The sequence below is a fragment of the Metapseudomonas otitidis genome, from assembly GCF_900111835.1.
In the GTDB taxonomy this organism is placed as follows: Bacteria; Pseudomonadota; Gammaproteobacteria; order Pseudomonadales; family Pseudomonadaceae; genus Metapseudomonas; species Metapseudomonas otitidis.
The window spans coordinates 295,562-313,220 of sequence record NZ_FOJP01000004.1 but is presented as its reverse complement, the minus strand read 5'-3'; the positions used below and the strand labels follow the sequence as shown (position 1 = coordinate 313,220).

General features: G+C 66.8%; 9 protein-coding genes and 1 pseudogene. 8 read left to right on the top strand and 2 right to left on the bottom strand.

Annotated features, from left to right (window positions below):
* Together BM198_RS30290 and BM198_RS07240 are read left to right on the top strand one after the other, a co-directional pair.
* Window positions 1-265: pseudogene (locus tag BM198_RS30290) on the top strand (hypothetical protein); the annotation flags it as partial.
* Window positions 266-508: 243 nt separating this feature from the next.
* Window positions 509-694 (top strand): carbon storage regulator, encoded by a 186-nt coding sequence (locus BM198_RS07240; RefSeq protein ID WP_044401837.1) that lies wholly within the window; start codon window positions 509-511, stop codon window positions 692-694.
* 4 nt (window positions 695-698) lie between these two features.
* Here the strand turns inward: BM198_RS07240 and BM198_RS07235 are convergent, their stop codons facing one another.
* Together BM198_RS07235 and BM198_RS07230 are read right to left on the bottom strand one after the other, a co-directional pair.
* Window positions 699-1,331, bottom strand: a complete 633-nt coding sequence (locus BM198_RS07235; RefSeq protein WP_074968880.1) for a response regulator transcription factor — start codon at window positions 1,329-1,331, stop codon at window positions 699-701.
* 25 nt (window positions 1,332-1,356) lie between these two features.
* Complete coding sequence (locus BM198_RS07230; protein WP_074968878.1) at window positions 1,357-3,609, bottom strand: PAS domain-containing sensor histidine kinase; 2,253 nt, start codon at window positions 3,607-3,609, stop codon at window positions 1,357-1,359.
* Window positions 3,610-3,841: 232 nt separating this feature from the next.
* On the opposite strand from BM198_RS07230, the gene BM198_RS07225 reads away from it, so the two are divergent.
* The 6 genes from BM198_RS07225 (at window position 3,842) to BM198_RS07200 (ending at window position 17,655) form a co-directional block, all read left to right on the top strand.
* Window positions 3,842-5,464 carry an acyl-CoA synthetase gene (locus BM198_RS07225; protein ID WP_074968876.1) on the top strand — a complete coding sequence of 541 codons (1,623 nt, stop codon included), beginning with the start codon at window positions 3,842-3,844 and terminating at the stop codon, window positions 5,462-5,464.
* Window positions 5,465-5,531: 67 nt separating this feature from the next.
* Window positions 5,532-7,301: an acyl-CoA dehydrogenase C-terminal domain-containing protein gene (locus BM198_RS07220; RefSeq protein WP_074968874.1), complete on the top strand. Its 1,770-nt coding sequence runs from the start codon at window positions 5,532-5,534 to the stop codon at window positions 7,299-7,301.
* 219 nt (window positions 7,302-7,520) lie between these two features.
* Complete coding sequence (locus BM198_RS07215; protein WP_074968872.1) at window positions 7,521-9,356, top strand: AAA family ATPase; 1,836 nt, start codon at window positions 7,521-7,523, stop codon at window positions 9,354-9,356.
* A 1-nt stretch (window position 9,357) separates the two neighbouring features.
* On the top strand, window positions 9,358-10,002 hold the full coding sequence (locus tag BM198_RS07210; RefSeq protein ID WP_074968870.1) for a 4Fe-4S single cluster domain-containing protein: 645 nt from the start codon (window positions 9,358-9,360) through the stop codon (window positions 10,000-10,002).
* Window positions 10,003-10,015: 13 nt separating this feature from the next.
* Window positions 10,016-16,306: an AAA domain-containing protein gene (locus BM198_RS07205; protein WP_074968868.1), complete on the top strand. Its 6,291-nt coding sequence runs from the start codon at window positions 10,016-10,018 to the stop codon at window positions 16,304-16,306.
* Window positions 16,303-17,655 (top strand): coiled-coil domain-containing protein, encoded by a 1,353-nt coding sequence (locus BM198_RS07200; RefSeq protein ID WP_074968866.1) that lies wholly within the window; start codon window positions 16,303-16,305, stop codon window positions 17,653-17,655. The genes BM198_RS07205 and BM198_RS07200 overlap by 4 nt, the downstream gene beginning before the upstream one ends.
* The last annotated feature ends 4 nt before the right edge of the window (window positions 17,656-17,659 follow it).

Here is a 17,659-nt window from a genome sequence, read left to right as displayed (position 1 = left end):
CGTTTCGATCAAGTCTTTCGTCTCAACCGAGGCCGCGCATTCTACAGCAGCCTTTCTTTCTGTCAAGCTGTTTTTCGAAGAATTTTTTCTTTCTACTCAACAACTTGCGCATCCGTCGAAACACTCTTCAACATCAGCGGGAGGCGAATCATACAGCATTCAAACTCGCTGTCAACACCTCTTTTCGGCAATCAACCTGGCCAGCAGATCAATCACCGCGAATCCGCAACCACCCCGGAACCGCACCCCACTTTCAAACACTTAACTCATTGATTTTCAAGGAGTTTTCGTTGTCCGCCGTGGGAGTGGTGCGCATTATAGAGACCTCAGCCACGGCGTCAACATCTATTTTCAGTTTGCTGTCGAAACGTACTTTTGAGACGGGATCGGCGTTCCCGAAACTCCCCCACGAACCGGTTGAACCCGAGGCCCAGCGGGTGATCAAACCCCGCTCAAGCCCGTGGCAGACAACCCCGCCACCCGCTGTCCAACTACAAGAGGAAGAATCGTGCAGGAACTGAACATCAAGGTCGGTGACCACCTCGATCTGGGCGAAGGCGTCGTAGTCCGTGTTGTCGCCGCGCAGGGCTCGCAGATCAAACTGGGCATCGTCGCGCCCAAGCATGTCGCCGTGCACCGCGAAGAGATCTACAAGCGCATCAACCCGGACCACCGGGTAGCACGCGCCTGCTGAAGCTTCACCCTCTCAGCCGCAGCGGATCGACCATCCCTGCGGCGATCGCCATCCCCACCAGGTCCGGCAGGCACTCTGCCCGCATCCGCTTCATCACCCTGGCGCGATAGAGATCGACAGTCTTCACGCTAATAGAAAGCTGCTCGGCCACCTCCCGATTGGTGTAGCCCTTCACCAACGGCAGTAACACATCCCGCTCCCGCGGCGTCAGGCTGTCCAAGCGCTCCTGCAGATCCCCCTGAGCGAGATTGCGAACCCGCGCCGAGCGGTTCAGTGCTTCCTGCACGCTGTCCAGCAGCAGTTGCTCGTTGTAAGGCTTCTCGATGAAGTCCTGCGCCCCCGCCTTGAAGGCCCGCACCACAATGGGCACATCCGCGTGACCGCTGACAAAGATCACCGGCAGATCGATCCCCCGCGCCCGCAGCTCCTCCTGCACATTCAGCCCGCCCATCCCGGGCATGCGCACGTCCAGCAACACACAGGCATCCGCTGCCGGGTCGCACGCCTCCAGGAAGGCCTTGCCACTGGTGAACGGCAGCGCCGCCAACCCCACCGACTCCAGCAGCCAGACCGTGGAATCGAGCATCCCCTGGTCGTCATCCACCACATAGACCACCTGGCGGGCGCTTGTCGTCATCCTTACTACTCCATTCTTGTGATTATCAGTGCAGCGGCAGGCGGCAACGCATACGCAACCCGCCCTCCTCCATCGGCTCGCCTTCCAGCGAGCCCCCGAACCCCTCGATGATGCTGCGACTCATCGACAGCCCCAGCCCCAGCCCTTCCGGCTTGCTGGTATAGAAAGGCGTGAAGATGCGCTCCAGCGCCACGGCATCGAGCCCCGGCCCCTCGTCGAGCACCTCCACATCAATACCGGCGCCCGGCATCAACCGAGCGCTGATCACTACCCGTGAAGCCGCCTGCGGATTCGCCTCACGATTGGCCTCGATGGCATTGCGCAACAGGTTCAACAGCACCTGCTCCAGCAGCACCCGATCCGCGAAGACTGATGGCAGCCCCGCCGGCAATCGCTCCTCGATCACCACCTGCGCTGCCCCCGCCTCCCAGGCGCAGAGCCGGACCGCCTCGCGCGCCACCTCCGCCACATCCAACGCCTGCATGCGCCGCTGCCCCTTGCGCAAGAATGCACGCAGCCGCTTGATCACCTCCGATGCGTGCTCCGCATGCTCGGCAATGCGTTCCAACCCCTGGACCACCCGCTCAGCCGCTTGTGGGTTGCTGCCCAGGCTTTGCAGATAACGCTGGCTGGCGCCCACGTAATTCATCACTGCCGCCAACGGCTGGTTGATCTCATGGGCGATACCCGAGGCCAACTCGCCCAGGGTCACCAGACGTGCCGTATGGGCCAGCTCATCCTGATGGCGGCGCTGCTGGGCTTCGCGCAGCTCCCGCTCGCTCATGTCCCGCGCCACCAGCGAGTAGTAACGCTCGCCCCCGGCCGCCCGATGCGCCAACAGCACCAGCGAGACCGGCAACGACCCACTCCCATCCAGCGCACACAGACGCGCATCGGCGCTCCACACCCCCACGCGCTCGGCCTGTACCTGCCCCGCCTGCAACCGCGTCAGGTCGTCTGACGAGAACAACGCTGCCAGCAACGGCAACGCCAGCCCTTCCTCCAACCCCAGCGCACGACGAGCAGCCGGATTGAGGTCCGTGACCTGCCCCAGCGCATCGAAGAACAGCACCGGATCGGTATTGGCCTCCACCACCTCCGCCAGGCGCCGCTTGTGCTCCTCGGCCTGTACCCGCGCCGTGATATCCCGTGAGACGCTCACCACCTCCACCACCGCCCCCGTATAGGTCTCGCGGATCGCCCGGCACGCCGTCTCGAACCACAGGTAATGCCCCGCGCGGTGACGGATGCGGTAGGTCATGGTGTGGTAGCCATCGGTCTCCAGCGCATCCCGCGCACGCTGGATCAGCGGCATCAGGTCCTGCGCATGGAACAGCCCCTGCGCCAGCACCCCGCGCAACTCCTCAGGCCAGAAACCCAGCAGCGTCCAGGACGCGGGGGACGCGTCGAGGAAGCGCCCCTCCGGCGTGTGCCGGGAAATCAGATCCGTGGTGTTCTCCGTGATCAGCCGATACAAGCGCCGCGCCTGCGCCGCCTCACGCTCGGCCAACAGCGGTCGGGTCGCATCACGGCAGCGCCCTAATACCCGCTGGTTCTCGGGGTCGGGCACGAAGGTCCAGAGCAGGATGCGCCCATCACACTGCGCCTCCACTTCCTCGATGGCCCGGCACTGCGCCAGGCAGGCCCGCACCAGCGCCACATGATTGACCGGCAGGAAGCGCAGCACCGCACCCGGAGGCTGCTCCGCCAGCAAGGCCAGCAGCGCCGCGTTCAGCTCCAGCGGGACCCCCGCCTCGTCCAGCAGCAGGCTCGGCTGAGGATCGTGCCCCAGCAATGGCGAAGCCCGCATCAGGCCTGCCGACTGCGCCAGCACCGTCGACAGCAATTCCTCCACCGCCCCCAGCCACTCCAGCCCCACCCCCGGCTGTACCTCCACCAGCAGCAGGCCCGGCTGAGCGGCCGCCAGCGCCAGGTCGAATACCTGGCCATGGCTGATCCCGGCACGTCGCAGGCGCCCCGCCAGCCAGCAATCCACACCGCGCACTGCAGACAGGCTCAGGCGCCCCAGTTCCGCCACTCGCTCGAACAGACGCGCATCGCTCGCCCCCAGCGGGTCCCCCTGCCCTGGCGGCAAGTGCTGCCCGCTCCCCTCGTGGGTGTAGATACCCGCACCCGCCTGCCACACCAGGTAATAAGCCTGGCGCACCTCCGGATAGCCTCGCAGCGCCCGGCACAACGCGTCCGCCCGCGCAGACACCGCCACGCCCTCGCGTTGCAGGCGCAGCCAGGTGTGCAGACGGACAGGATTACGGCTCATGGGACGGCAGGCTCCAGGGCAAAAGCGGCGACAGCCTAGCAGCGCTCGAAGCCTTGGCCTCTACGCCTTAGGTATAAAATGAAACAATATAGTAGATATACGATACTACTCAGGTATTAATTCCATACCCAATAGCAAACGATATATAAATGACCCCGAACGATCCCGGACCCAGGTCAAAAACGACACGGCCGGGGCACAAGAGCTAACAATCAGCCACCGGGTAATCCGCATGTCGATCTATGAACAGGGCCTCGCCCCTGCTGCCGTGAACCATATCGCCCTCAGCCCGCTGAGCTTCATCGAGCGGACCGCCAGCATCTACCCCCACTATCCCGCCGTCGTCCATGGCGCCATCCGCCGCAACTGGGCAGAGACCTACGCCCGCTGCCGCCGGTTGGCCTCGGCGCTGGCCGGGCGCGGCATCGGCAAGGGCGACACCGTCGCCGTGATGCTGCCCAACATCCCGCAGATGCTGGAAGCGCATTTCGGCGTTCCCATGATCGGCGCCGTCCTCAACACCCTCAACGTGCGCCTCGACGCCGAAGCCATCGCCTTCATGCTGCAGCACGGTGAAGCCAAGGTCCTGATCACCGACCGCGAATTCTTCGACGTCATCCACGCCGCCGTCGGCATGCTCGACCACCCGCCCCTGCTGGTGGACGTCAACGACCCCGAATACGGCGAAGGCCAGGCCATCAGCGAACTGGACTACGAAGCACTGCTGGCCGAAGGCGACCCCGAGTTCGCCTGGCAATGGCCGGAAGATGAATGGCAAGCCATCTCCCTCAACTACACCTCCGGCACCACCGGCAACCCCAAGGGCGTCGTCTACCACCACCGCGGCGCGTTCCTCAACGCCCTCGGCAACCAGATGACCTGGGGCCTCGGCCACCACCCCGTCTACCTCTGGACCCTGCCGATGTTCCACTGCAACGGCTGGTGCTACCCCTGGACCATCACCGCACTCGCCGGCGTCCACGTCTTCCTGCGCCGGGTCGACCCGCAACGCATCCTCACCCTCATCCGCGACGAGCAGGTCACCCACCTGTGCGGCGCCCCCATCGTCCTCAACGCCCTGGTGAACATGCCGCCGGAAGCCAAGGCCGCCATCGACCACCCGGTCCACGCAATGGTCGCCGGCGCCGCCCCGCCGGCCAAGGTCATCGGCGCCGTCGAGGAGATGGGCATCCGCGTCACCCATGTCTATGGCCTTACCGAGGTCTATGGCCCGGTCACCGTCTGCGCCTGGCACGGCGAATGGGACGAACTGCCCCTCGAGGAACGTGCCCGCATCAAGGCCCGCCAGGGCGTGCGCTACCCCACCCTCGAAGGCGTCATGGTCGCCGACCCCAAGACCCTCGAACCGACCCCGCGCGACGGCGAGACCATCGGCGAGATCTTCCTGCGCGGCAACACCGTCATGAAGGGCTACCTGAAGAACCCCACCGCCACCACCGAAGCCTTCAGCGGCGGCTGGTTCCACACCGGCGACCTCGGCGTCTGGCACCCCGACGGTTACGTCGAGATCAAGGACCGCCTCAAGGACATCATCATCTCCGGCGGCGAGAACATCTCCACCATCGAACTGGAAGGCGTCCTCTACCGCCACCCCGCCGTACTGGAAGCCGCCGTGGTCGCCCGCCCGGACGAGAAGTGGGGCGAAACCCCCTGCGCCTTCGTCACCCTCAAGGCCGACCACCAGTCCGTCCGCGAGAGCGACATCATCGCCTTCTGCCGCGACCACCTCGCCGGCTTCAAGGTCCCGCGCACCGTGGTCTTCACCACCCTGCCGAAAACCTCCACCGGCAAGATCCAGAAATACGTCCTGCGCGACATGGCCAAGGCCCTCTGAGCCAACCCCCGCGAACCCCGAGAGAGGCCGCCCACCCGGGCGGCCCCGTCACGCCGAGAGAACACCGATGCCCGAGTACAACGCCCCCCTGCGCGACCTGCGCTTCGTCCTGCATGAACTGTTCGAAGCCCCGCGCCTCTGGGCCCGCCTGCCGGCCCTGGCCGAAACCGTGGATGCCGATACCGCCGATGCCATCCTCGAAGAGGCCGCCAAAGTCACCGGCGGCCTGATCGCACCGCTCAACCGCAGCGGCGACGAAGAAGGCGCCCAGTGGGTCGAAGGCCGGGTCATCACCCCAGCCGGCTTCAAGGCCGCCTACGCCACCTATATAGAAGGAGGCTGGGTCGGCCTCTCCGGCAACCCGCAGTACGGCGGCATGGGCATGCCCAAGATGCTCGCCGTACAGTTCGAGGAAATGCTCTACGCCGCCAACTCCAGCTTCGCCCTCTACTCCGCCCTCAGTGCCGGCGCCTGCCTCGCCATCGACGCCCACGCCAGCGCCGAACTCAAGCAGGCCTACCTGCCCAACCTGTACGCCGGCATCTGGGCCGGCTCCATGTGCCTCACCGAGCCACACGCCGGCACCGACCTCGGCATCATCCGCACCAAGGCCGAACCCCAGGCGGACGGCAGCTACCGCATCACCGGCACCAAGATCTTCATCACCGGCGGCGAGCAGGACCTCACCGAGAACATCATCCACCTCGTCCTCGCCAAGCTCCCCGACGCCCCCGCCGGCCCCAAGGGCATCTCCCTGTTCCTCGTACCCAAGGTCCTGGTGAACGCAGACGGCAGCCTCGGCCAGCCCAACGCACTCTCATGCGGCTCCATCGAACACAAGATGGGCATCAAGGCCTCCGCCACCTGCGTGATGAACTTCGACGGCGCCACCGGCTACCTCATCGGCGACGCTAACAAAGGCCTCGCCGCCATGTTCACCATGATGAATTACGAGCGCCTCTCCATCGGCATCCAGGGCATCGGTTGCGCCGACGCCTCCTACCAGAGCGCCGTCGCCTACGCTCGCGAACGACTGCAGAGCCGCGCCCCCACCGGTCCCCAGGCCCAGCACAAGGTGGCCGACCCGATCCTCGTCCACCCCGACGTGCGCCGCATGCTGCTCACCATGAAAGCCCTCACCGAAGGCGGCCGCGCCTTCGCCTGCTACGTCGGCCAGCAACTCGACCTCGCCAAGTTCAGTGACGACGCCGACGAACGCCAAGCGGCCGAAGCCCTGGTCGCCCTGCTCACCCCCGTCGCCAAGGCCTTCTTCACCGACACCGGCCTGGAAAGCACCGTCCACGGCCAGCAGGTATTCGGCGGCCACGGCTACATCCGCGAATGGGGCCAGGAGCAACTGGTCCGCGACGTCCGCATCGCCCAGATCTACGAAGGCACCAACGGCATCCAGGCCCTCGACCTGCTCGGCCGCAAGGTCGTCGCCAATGGCGGCACCAGCCTGCGCCGCTTCACCGCCGAGATCCGCCGCTACGCCACGGAAGACGTCCCCCACCGCGCCGCCCTGCTCGACGCCGTCGACCGCCTGGAGCGCACCACCACCCGCGTGCTGGAACAGGCCGCCAGCGACCCCAACGCCATCGGCGCCGCCTCCGTCGACTACCTGCACCTGTTCGGCTACGTCGCCTATGCCTGGCTCTGGTCCCGCATGGCCCGCATCGCCAGCGAACGCCAACCCCAGGACCCAGCCTTCTACAGCGCCAAGCAGGCCACCGCCGCCTTCTACTTCGAACGCCTGCTGCCTCGCACCCTCAGCCTCGAAGCCAGCATCCTCGCCGGCAGCCGCACCCTCTACGGCATCACCGCCGAGCAGTTCTGACCCCTTAGCGTGACGCGGCCCCGACCTGGGTGTCCGCGTTTTTTATTGCGGGCACGTCAGGGCGTCATTCCCTCAAGCCCGTAGCGAGGAGGCGCTCGTCCACCTCGGCCTCCTCACGGGCCGCAAGCCCCCTCACCCCAAGCCCTCGACCATCACCAGGCTTGGAGCACAGCCCCGCCAGCAATATGCTTGTGCGCTGAATCCAAGGGGGAGCCACCCATGACAGGGAATGCCGTGTTCGAAAAGCCGCGCTGGTTGCGCGACCTGCTGCGTTTTTTGCCGCTCAAGAGCCAATTCGTGCTCTCGGGCAATATCCGTGACCTGCAGGCCTGCGAAGTCATACCCGGAACCATGACCGCCCAAGGCTTCACCCAGCACCTGTGCAACGAACTGCTCGACGCTGGCTACGCCCGCGTCCTGACCTGGGACCCGCTGACCGGTTTTCGTGCCCCGGGGCGGCCGGGAGAGACGCCCGACAGCGGTCACCCGCTGTTGATCGAACTCGGGCTGACGCCCGTGGACGGCACCGCACCGGCCGGCCTGGACCTGCTTGCGGCCACCCTGCAGCGCCTGGTCAACCGAAGCGGTGAGCCGGTGGCCCTGGTGATCGACTTTGCCTCCCGCCTCGTCGTACGCAACGACTCCCTGAGCGCCGCCGAACACCAGTTGTTCACCCAGGCCCTGGTGCTCTCCCACCAGGCCCGCAGCCGCCCCTCGGGCGAGCAACGCAAACCGTTCTTCAACAGCCTGGTCTGGATCGTGGAGAAGGAAGGCGACCTGCCGGACTGGCTGCTGGTCGACAACCCGCGCCTGCGCCACATCCCCGTTTCCAAACCCGATCAGATGGCCCGACGGGCCCTGGCGCCGGCGCTGCTCAAAGGCCTGTCGAGCCAACAGCCCGGCAACGACGACAGCCTGCGTCAGGCCGTCGACACCTTCGTCGAAAACACCGAAGGCCTGCTGTTGCTCGACCTCAGCGCCATCGCCCAGTTGGCACGCGTCGAAGGGGTCGCCATGGAGCGCATCGCCGACGCCGTCCGGCGCTACAAGGTGGGGGTCACCGAAGACCCCTGGCAGAAGATCGACCGCAACCGCATCCGCCAGGCCGACACCTTCGTCCGCCGACGAGTAAAGGGCCAGCAGCATGCCGTAACCCACATGCTGGACATCGTCAAACGCGCCATGACCGGCGTCGGCGCCAGCCGCAAGGGCAACCGTCCACGGGGCATCGCCTTCCTCGCCGGCCCCACCGGCGTCGGCAAGACCGAGCTGGCCAAGACCGTCACCAGCCTGCTGTTCGGGGACGAGAGCGCCTACATCCGCTTCGACATGTCCGAGTTCAGCGCCGAGCACGCCGACCAGCGCCTGATCGGCGCCCCGCCCGGCTATGTCGGCTACGACGTCGGCGGAGAGCTGACCAACGCCATCCGAGAAAAACCCTTCAGCGTCGTGCTGTTCGACGAAATCGAGAAAGCCCACCCGCGTATCCTCGACAAATTCCTGCAGATCCTCGACGACGGCGTGCTCACTTCCGGTCGGGGCGACCGGGTCTATTTCTCCGAAGCGCTCATCGTCTTCACCTCCAACCTCGGCATCTACCGTCAGGGCGAGAACGGCGAGCGGGTTGCCAACGTGCTCCCTGGCGAAGCCTTCGAAGGTGTGCAGGCAAAGGTCCGCAGCGAAATAGACCGCCACTTCAAGCTGGTTCTCAACCGCCCGGAAATTCTCAACCGCATCGGCGAGAACATCATCGTCTTCGACTTCATCCGCCCCGATGTCGCCGAGCAGATCTTCACCCAGATGGTCGACGGCACCCTGGCCGACCTGCGCGAACAGCAGCAACTGACCATCGAACTGGCCGACTCGGCCCGCCAGGCCCTGCACACCCTCTGCCTGCAGGACCTGTCCAACGGTGGACGCGGCATCCGCAACCAGCTCGAAGCCCACCTGCTCAACCCGCTGTCCAGGGCCCTGTTCGACCAGGATGCCGGCCCCGGCGAGCATTTTGCGATTACCTCGCTGGGCGCCGCCGGGCTCACCCTGGAACGCCGCTGACATGGAGCTGAACCTCTCCCGCGTGCACTTCCCGGTCACCACCCTGGGCCCGGGCCAGCGCCTGGGCATCTGGTTCCAGGGCTGCAGCATCCGCTGCCCGGGCTGCATCTCCGCCGACACCTGGGGCCCCGGCAACCGCCGCCTGCCGCTGGACAGGTTGCTCAGCGACATCCGCCCCTGGCTCGACCAGGCCCAGGGCGTCACCCTGTCCGGCGGCGAGCCTTTCGACCAGTTCGAGGCCCTGCTGGCCCTGTTGCAGGCCCTGCGCCAACACCCCCAGCTCGACATCCTCGTCTACAGCGGCTACTCGCTGGAACACCTGGCGGACAAGCTCGAACGCACCACCGGCCTTATCGACGCCCTGATCAGCGACCCCTACCAGCAGCACAGCCCGCAGACGCGCGCGCTGCGTGGCAGCGACAACCAGCGCCTGACCCTGTTCACCGAACGCGGCCGTGGCCGCCTGGGCCAGTACGAGCGCCCACTCGAAGCCAGCGACCAGGCCCTTGACCTGATGTTCGACCACGACGGCAGCATCTGGATGGCCGGCATCCCCCGACGTGATGACCTGCAACGACTGCAGACGCTGCTTCAGGATCAGGGCCACCAGCTACAGATCAGCACCCACCGACCGCGATCCCGCTAACGGAACGACACCGATGATACGTTTCTGCCCGAACTGCCAGACCGAACGCGCGCTGTCGGAACTCTTCTGCGAAGGCACCATTCAAGGCCAGCCCTGCGCCTGGGACCTTTCCGGCGAAGCCCTGCACCCTGAAGGCTGGCGCCCCCAGCCGGTCGTGACCCAGGACGCCCTCGTTCAACCCACCGCCGCAGCCCCCAGGCTCCAGTGCGAGAACGGCCACCCGATGGAGACCGGCGATCTCATGTGCCTGGAGTGTGCGGCCGCCCCGGCCACGTCCCCAGCCACTGCCGGCCCCACCGACGATGCAACGCCGGCCGCCGCCAGCGAAACCCTGATCGACGGCTGGCGCCTGCTGCGCCAGATCAGCCACACCGACGGTGTGCGGGAGCGCTACCTCGCCGAACGGGTGGACGACGGCCAGCAGGCCGTCCTCACTCTGTACCGGGCAGGTGCCGAACCCGATCCGGCAATCTACGACGTCATCCGCCGTCTGCCGCGCGAGCATGTTCCCGACATCCTCGCCACCGGCCGCTGGAACGAGCGCGCCTACGAGGTCATCGAACAACTCACCGGCGGCACACTCGCCGACCTGGGCATGGTCGTCAGCGACACGGCCACCGTTCGCCATGTCGTACGCGAACTGGGCCAGGCCCTACATGCCTTCAATGAGGCTGGCCTGCGCCACCGCGACCTGCGCCCTGCCAGCCTGCTGGTGCGCAGCCGTGACCCGCTCGACCTGGTGATCAGCGGCTTCGGCTCGGCGCGCCTGTCGGAGTTCGACCTGGATATTGTTTCGCCCCTGGAAACCAGCCGCTACATGGCCCCCGAAGCCATTGCAGGCGGCGTTGCCGCCGCCTCCGACTGGTGGAGCCTGGGCATGATCCTGCTGGAGCAGCTGACCCATGGCGCCTGCTTCGAAGGCATCCACCCCAGTGCCTTCCTCATCCATGTGCTGGCCAACGGCGTAGCCCTCCCTGACGACCTCGACTCCAACCTGCACTTGCTCCTGCGCGGCCTTCTGGCGCGGGACCGGCACCAGCGCTGGCAGTGGCCCCAGGTTCAGGCCTGGCTCAATGGCGAAGCCGTGCATGCCCCCGCCTCCACCGGCAACGAAGCCGACCTGGCCGAAGGGGCCAGTATCATCCTTGGCAGCCGGCGTTTCGGCAAACCCTCGGTATTCGCCATCGCCGCCGCCCAGGCCGAACACTGGACCGAGGCCCTCGACCACCTGCTGCGCGGCGTGATAGTCACCTGGGCCGAGCAGGCCGGCCTGTCGCCACGCCTGCTCGCCGGCCTGCGTCAGGTGGTGCAGCACGAAGGCCTGGAAGACGACTTCCGTCTGATGCTTGCCCTCAAGCTGCTGAACCCGGAGATCCCGCTGATCCATCGCGGCGAAATCGTCACCCCCGGCTGGCTGCTGGAGCACCCTCAGGAGGGCTACCGGCTGATCAGCGGTTCCGTGCCCGACCTGCTCGAACAACTGCAGACCGAAAGCTGGCTCTCGCGCCTCAAGCTGCGCGCCGAGAACGTTCGCCAGCGGGCCCTGCACCAGCACATCGCGCTGACCGAAGAATCCCTGCGCATCTACCTGCTCTCCACTTCGCGGGCTCGGCTGGCCGCCGAATGGCAGGAGCGTCAGCGCCTGCTGCCCGATACCGAGCACCCCGGCCTGCTGGCCCTGGCCGAGCGCCGGGTGATCGCCGAAGAAGACCTCATCGTCCTGCTCAGTGCCGACATCGGTCAGTTCCGCGCCGCCAGCGCCATCCTCGATGAAGCCACCGCACTGGCGCGGTCTGCCGACGTCCAGCTGTTCGACCGCGAGGTCGCCGCAGAACTGTTGCAGCAGCACAGCCGCCAGGCGCTCTATCGCAGTGTCGACGAGCGCATCAGCGGCTTCGCTCGCAGCGGAGTGAGCGCCGTGGACGAATGGGCCGAGCAGTTCCGCCTGGAACGGCGCATGCCCCTGGCCAGGGTGCTGGTGTTGCTGGCGATACCGCCGGAGCAATGGCTCGAACCGCAGAAGCAGCAGTACGTTTCGCAGATCCTCGACTTCTTCGAGAAGAAGGTGGTCACCGCCGTCATGCGCGGCCCACTGGTACGCATGAGCATCGGCAAGAGCACCGCACGCATCGACCTGGACGAACTGCACAGCGAGCGGCGCCCCGCGCCCGCACTGCTCGACCATCTGCTGCAACGCAACACCCGTGCGGTGAACCTCGATCCGGAAAGCTTCCTCGCCAATCCGCTGCTGGAGTCACGGCTGCACGCGCTCTACCGGCAAAGCGCCCTGTACAAACGTGATACCGGGATCGACGGCCTCTACCTGGGCTTCCCCTTCCTGCTCAGCCGAGACCCGCGCAGCAATGCCCGCCCGCGCATCATCCCCGTACTGCTGTGGCCACTGAAGCTGCTGCTGGAGGTCGGCAGCCGCGGACAGGCCGCACTCGCCTTCGACAGCGAGCGTGAAGAGGTACGCCTCAACCCGGCATTGGAAAGCGTGCTCGGCCCGGAGCCCTGCAAGCGCTGGCGCACGACCGCCGACGAACTGCTCGGGCGCTCCGCCCTGCGCGCCGCCGATGTGATGGACGCCTTCGGCATGCTCGCCACCGCGCGTTCGCGCAGCCTCACCGGCCTGCCGTCACCCGCAGGTCTCGACATCCAGCCCTACAAGGACGAGCTGGCCTGTGCCGCCGTACTGTTCCACGTCACCTTCATGGGCCAGGCCATCGGCGAGGACCTGCGCCAGCTGAAGACCCTCTCCCCGGCGGGCACCGCCCTGGAAAGCGCCCTGCGCCTCAAGGAGACCGGCGAAGCCGAGGCCGATGCCCCAGTGCCCGAGCTGCAACGCTACTTCACCGTCGCCAGCGACCCCTCTCAGGAAGCCGCCGTGCTCCAGACGCGGCAAGGCAAGGGCCTGCTGGTGGAAGGGCCACCTGGCACCGGCAAGAGCCAGACCATCGTCAACATGGTCGGCGACGCCATCGGCCGCCAGCGCAGCCTGCTGATCGTGTGCCAGAAGCACGCCGCCCTGGAGGTGGTGCACAAGCGCCTGGTTGCCGAAGGCCTGGGCCAGCGCATCGTCATGCTCAACGACGTCAACCGCGACCGCGAGCCGGTCATACGCAGCATTCGCGAACAACTCGAAGCCCTGTTCCTCGGCAACGACGCCCCCCCGGGCCTGGAGCGCCAGCGTGAACAGCTGGCCGCACGCATCGAAGCCCTGGAAGGCGAGCTGGACCGCTATCACCAGAGCCTTCACCGGCCTGACGAACTGACCGGGCTCAGCTATCGGCGCCTGCTCGGCGAGCTGATCGAACTGGAGAAGGGGCCCGCCCCGCTGGACTTTCCCGCGCTGCGGCAACGCCTGGCCAGCCTGGACATCGCCAGCCTTACGCGCCTGGAGGAAGCCTGCGCACCCCTGGTTCCCCTCTGGTTGCCAGCCCGCTATGAAGGCAGCCCACTGGCACTGCTGCGGCCGTTCGATACCGATACGGCCACCTTACGGGCCTTTACCGAAAGCCTGCGGCATTTCGCCGAAGCGGAGATCGAGCGTGACCGTCAGTTGGCCGCACACCCCGCCAGCTTCGAGGTGGACGACCCCACCCCCTACCGCACCTGGCTGGCCACCCAGGTCAACACCCTGCTGGCACTCGGGGAAGAACAGCGCCAACGCCTGGCGCGCTGGCTACCCCTGTTCCGCAGCGAGCCCCCCGAGGGCGATGAGCTGCTGCGCGCCCTCGACGATGTGCTGGCAGCGCTCCAGGCCATCGACCCAGCGCCTCATGCGCCATCGCTCGCCGGCGCCCTCAGCGCACTGGACAACCCAGCCCTGGCCAGCCTGCTTGAGCGCGTGACCCAAGTTCTCAGCGCCCGCAGCTGGCTGGCTCGCCTCAACCCCCTGCGGCTCTATCGCCGGCGCGGCCTGCGTGCCTTCCTGCAGGCTCAAGGCGAACCCTCCGATGACGCACGCCTGCCGAGCCTGCTCGCCAATGCCCAGTTGGAGCGCCAGTGGCGCCCGTTGCGCCAGGCGCTGGCTCGTCTGCACCAGGCACTCGGCCTGCCTGACGTGGAGCCCAGTGCAGGCCCAGCCCTCAAAGAGCTGGCTAACCAAGGGCTGCAACACCTGCGTGAGGTCCAGGCCCTGGCCCGTGCACTGGGCCAGGCTCCACGTGCCGAACAGCTCGACGCAGTCATCCGCACCGGCGAGAAGCAGCGCTTCGAAGCCCTGCTGAGCGACCTGGATGCTGCCCTGATCCGCCATACCGCTCGCCAGCACAGCCTCGAACGCCTGCAGCCACTCGCCGACTGGCTCGGCGCTGATCTGCTCGCGCAGCTTCACCGCGCCATCATCACCAATCAGAGCAACCTGCCGACGCTCGGTCGCCTGCGCGAGGCCCTGCCGAGCCTGGTGGCCTATCAGCGCTTCCGGGGCCGCGCCAGCCAGCTGGACGCGGCCGATCTGCAGTTCCTGGCGTTGCTGCGCCAGTGCCAGGCGCAGCTGGATGCCATCGCCCCCGACCAGCTCGAGTCTGCCGTACGTCGGTTGCTCAACCGGGAGGCACGGCTGGCCTGGAAGTACCGCCTCGAACAAACCCGCCCGGAGCTGCAACTCGGCCACGGCGAAGCACAATCGAAGATCGCCAGCCTGGCGCAGGCCGACGTACAGATGCGTGCGCTCAACCGTGAGCTGCTGGGCAAGGTCATCGACACCTGCCGCCTCGGCAGCCGCAAGCAATGGGAAGACGTGACCCGCCTGACTGGCAAGCGCTCCCGCCGCCTACGGGAATTCATCGAACTGGGCAGCCCGCTGGGGCTGATGAACCTGCGCCCGGTCTGGCTGATGAACCCTGACGCGGCCAGCCGCGTGCTGCCGCTGAAGGCCGGCCTGTTCGACATGGTCATCTATGACGAGGCGTCGCAGATGCCCGTGGAGTTCGCCCTGCCAACGCTCTACCGGGGCAAGCTCACCGTGGTCAGCGGGGACGAGAAGCAGATGCCACCGACGGCCTTCTTCTCCAGCCGGATCGAAAGCGATGAAGCGGAACTGTTCGACGGTGAAGCGCCCGACGAGGACGTGGACGAAGAACAGCGCGAAGCCTTCGAGGACACCTGGAACCGCCGCGAGATCAAGGACTGCCCCGATCTGCTGCAACTGGCCCGCAGCGCCTTGCCCAACACCACCTTGCAGATCCACTACCGCTCGGCCTATCGCGAGCTGATCGGGTTCTCCAATGCCTCCTTCTATGGCAACCGCCTGAGCGTCCCCGTGCGCCACCCGCAGGCCAACATCCTGCGCATCAAGCCGGTGGAATTGATCCAGGTGAACGGCCTGTACCAGAACCAGAGCAACGAGCTAGAAGCCGAACGGGTGGTCGACTACCTGGCCGAGCTGTGGCAACAGCCCTATGAAGCTCGCCCCTCCGTAGGCGTGGTGACCTTCAACCGCAAACAGGCCGACCTGATCGAAGAGCACCTGGAACGTCGAGCCGAGCACGATGAAGCCTTCCGCCTGGCCTATACCCAGGAACGCGACCGCAGCGAAGACGGCGAGGACATGGCGGTCTTCGTCAAGAACGTGGAGAACGTGCAGGGCGATGAGCGCGACATCATCGTTTTCTCCTCCACCTTCGGGCGCAACAGCCAGGGCAGCTTCCGGCGCAACTTCGGTGTACTCGGGCAAACCGGCGGCGAGCGGCGATTGAACGTGGCCGTCACCCGTGCCAGGCACAAGGTGGTGATGATCACCTCGATGCCGATCGGCGATGTATCCGACATGCTCGGCACACAGCGCGCACCGAGCAGCCCGCGCGACTACCTGCAGGGCTACCTGGAGTACGCGCGGACGCTCTCCAGCGGTGAGTTCGCCAGCACCAGCGCCCTGCTCGAGCGCTTGCACACCGACCGCAGCGACAGCCTGCGGCGTACCCGCCACGCGCGCGACGGCTTCGTCGAGCTGGTGGGCGAGTACATCGCCTCCCTCGGCTGGGCGGCCGCTCCGGCCAGCGAAGGAGACGCCTTCGGCCTCGACTTCGCCATCGAAGACCCACGCACCGGGCTCTACGCCATCGGCATCGAATGCGATGCCCCCTGCCATCCCCTGCTGGCCCGTGCCCGAGCCCGGGAGATCTGGCGCCCCTCGGTACTACGCCGCGCGATCCCCCATGTGCACCGCGTCTCCTCCCAGGCCTGGTACCACGACGGCGAAAACGAGCGCAGCCGGTTGCGCTCCGCCATCGAGAACGCCCTGAAACCGGCCATGCCCCCCCTCGTCCCGCCGCCCCCAACCACGGAAGCCGCCCAATGAGTGGACCGAAAGTCGTACGCATCGTTACCCGGGAAGAAATCATTGCCCTGTGTGAAGGCCACCTGCAGCGCCTGGAAAGCGCCATCGCCCGCTGGCAGGCCCAAACCACACGGATCGGTGAGCTCAGCGAGACCGAGCGTGCCGCCACCCTCGCCCGCCGCGACCGGCTCCACGCCATGCTCGCCGATGAGCAGTTCGCGGCCCTGCAGAAGGCGGTACCCATCGAAATCGAGTTCCTCAAGCGCGACCTCGCCGAGCGGGAGGCCCGCGTCATCACCCGCGCGGCAGATGAACGCCAGCGGCAACGTCGGCTCCAGGAAAACGCCAGCGCCCTGCTACTGGCCGTGGCAGGCAGACCCGATGCACTGCCCGAGCCACTGCGTCAGTCGCTCGCTGCCGTTGCCCAGGGCGCACCAATGGCTGACGCCGATACCCTTCTGGCCCAAGGCTTCGCGGCCCTGGCGCGAGCCCCGACGGAAGAACGACTGACCGAAACTCAGCGTGCCCTCGCCCAACGCCTGCAAGAGGGCACTGCTCGCCCCACCCTGGCGCAATGGCTGGCCCAGCAACCCCAGGACCTTCCACGCCAGGAGCGACTGACGCGCATCGACCGGCATATCGCCGAGTTGCAGTTGCTGCAGGGTGCTGAGGCCGCGCAGCGCTTTCTCGAACGCCTGGCCAAGGCCGAGGCCCAGGACCAACCCGCACAACGCAACCTCCTGCTCGACAGCCTGGTGCTCGACCTCGCCCAGGCCACCCGAGCCCATCAGCAGGTGCGCGAGCAACTCGAACATCTGCAAGACCTGGCCAGCGAGATCGCCTCCCTTGGCGATGAAACCCATCGCGACCTGCTCCAGCGCATCGCTGACTGCCTGGCCTCACCCCAGCCCCAGGCAGTGGTCGAACTGACCGGGCAGTGCCAGGCTGCGCTGGCCCGGCACCTGGAGCAGCAGGCCGCCCTTGCCCGCCGCGAAGCGGTGCTGCAAGGATTGGCCAGCCTCGGCTACGAAGTTCGCGAAGGCATGGCCACCGCCTGGGCCGACACCGGTCGGGTGGTGCTGCGCAAGCCCGCCACTCCCGGCTACGGTGTCGAAGTCGGCGGCAAGGCAGATAACGGCCGCTTGCAAGTACGCGCGGTGGCCCTGACGCCTGACCGAGACAGCCGGCGTGATCGAGACATTGAGACCCTCTGGTGCGGGGAATTCCAGCGCTTGCAGGCGCTGCTCCAGGCCGACGGCGACGAGTTGACCATCGAGCGAGCCCTGGCCATCGGCGAGGTGCCCCTCAAGGAAGTGGCGCTGGAGCACAGCGAGACCACAGCCGCGGCCACCCGGCAGCGCGGCCTGTAGCGGA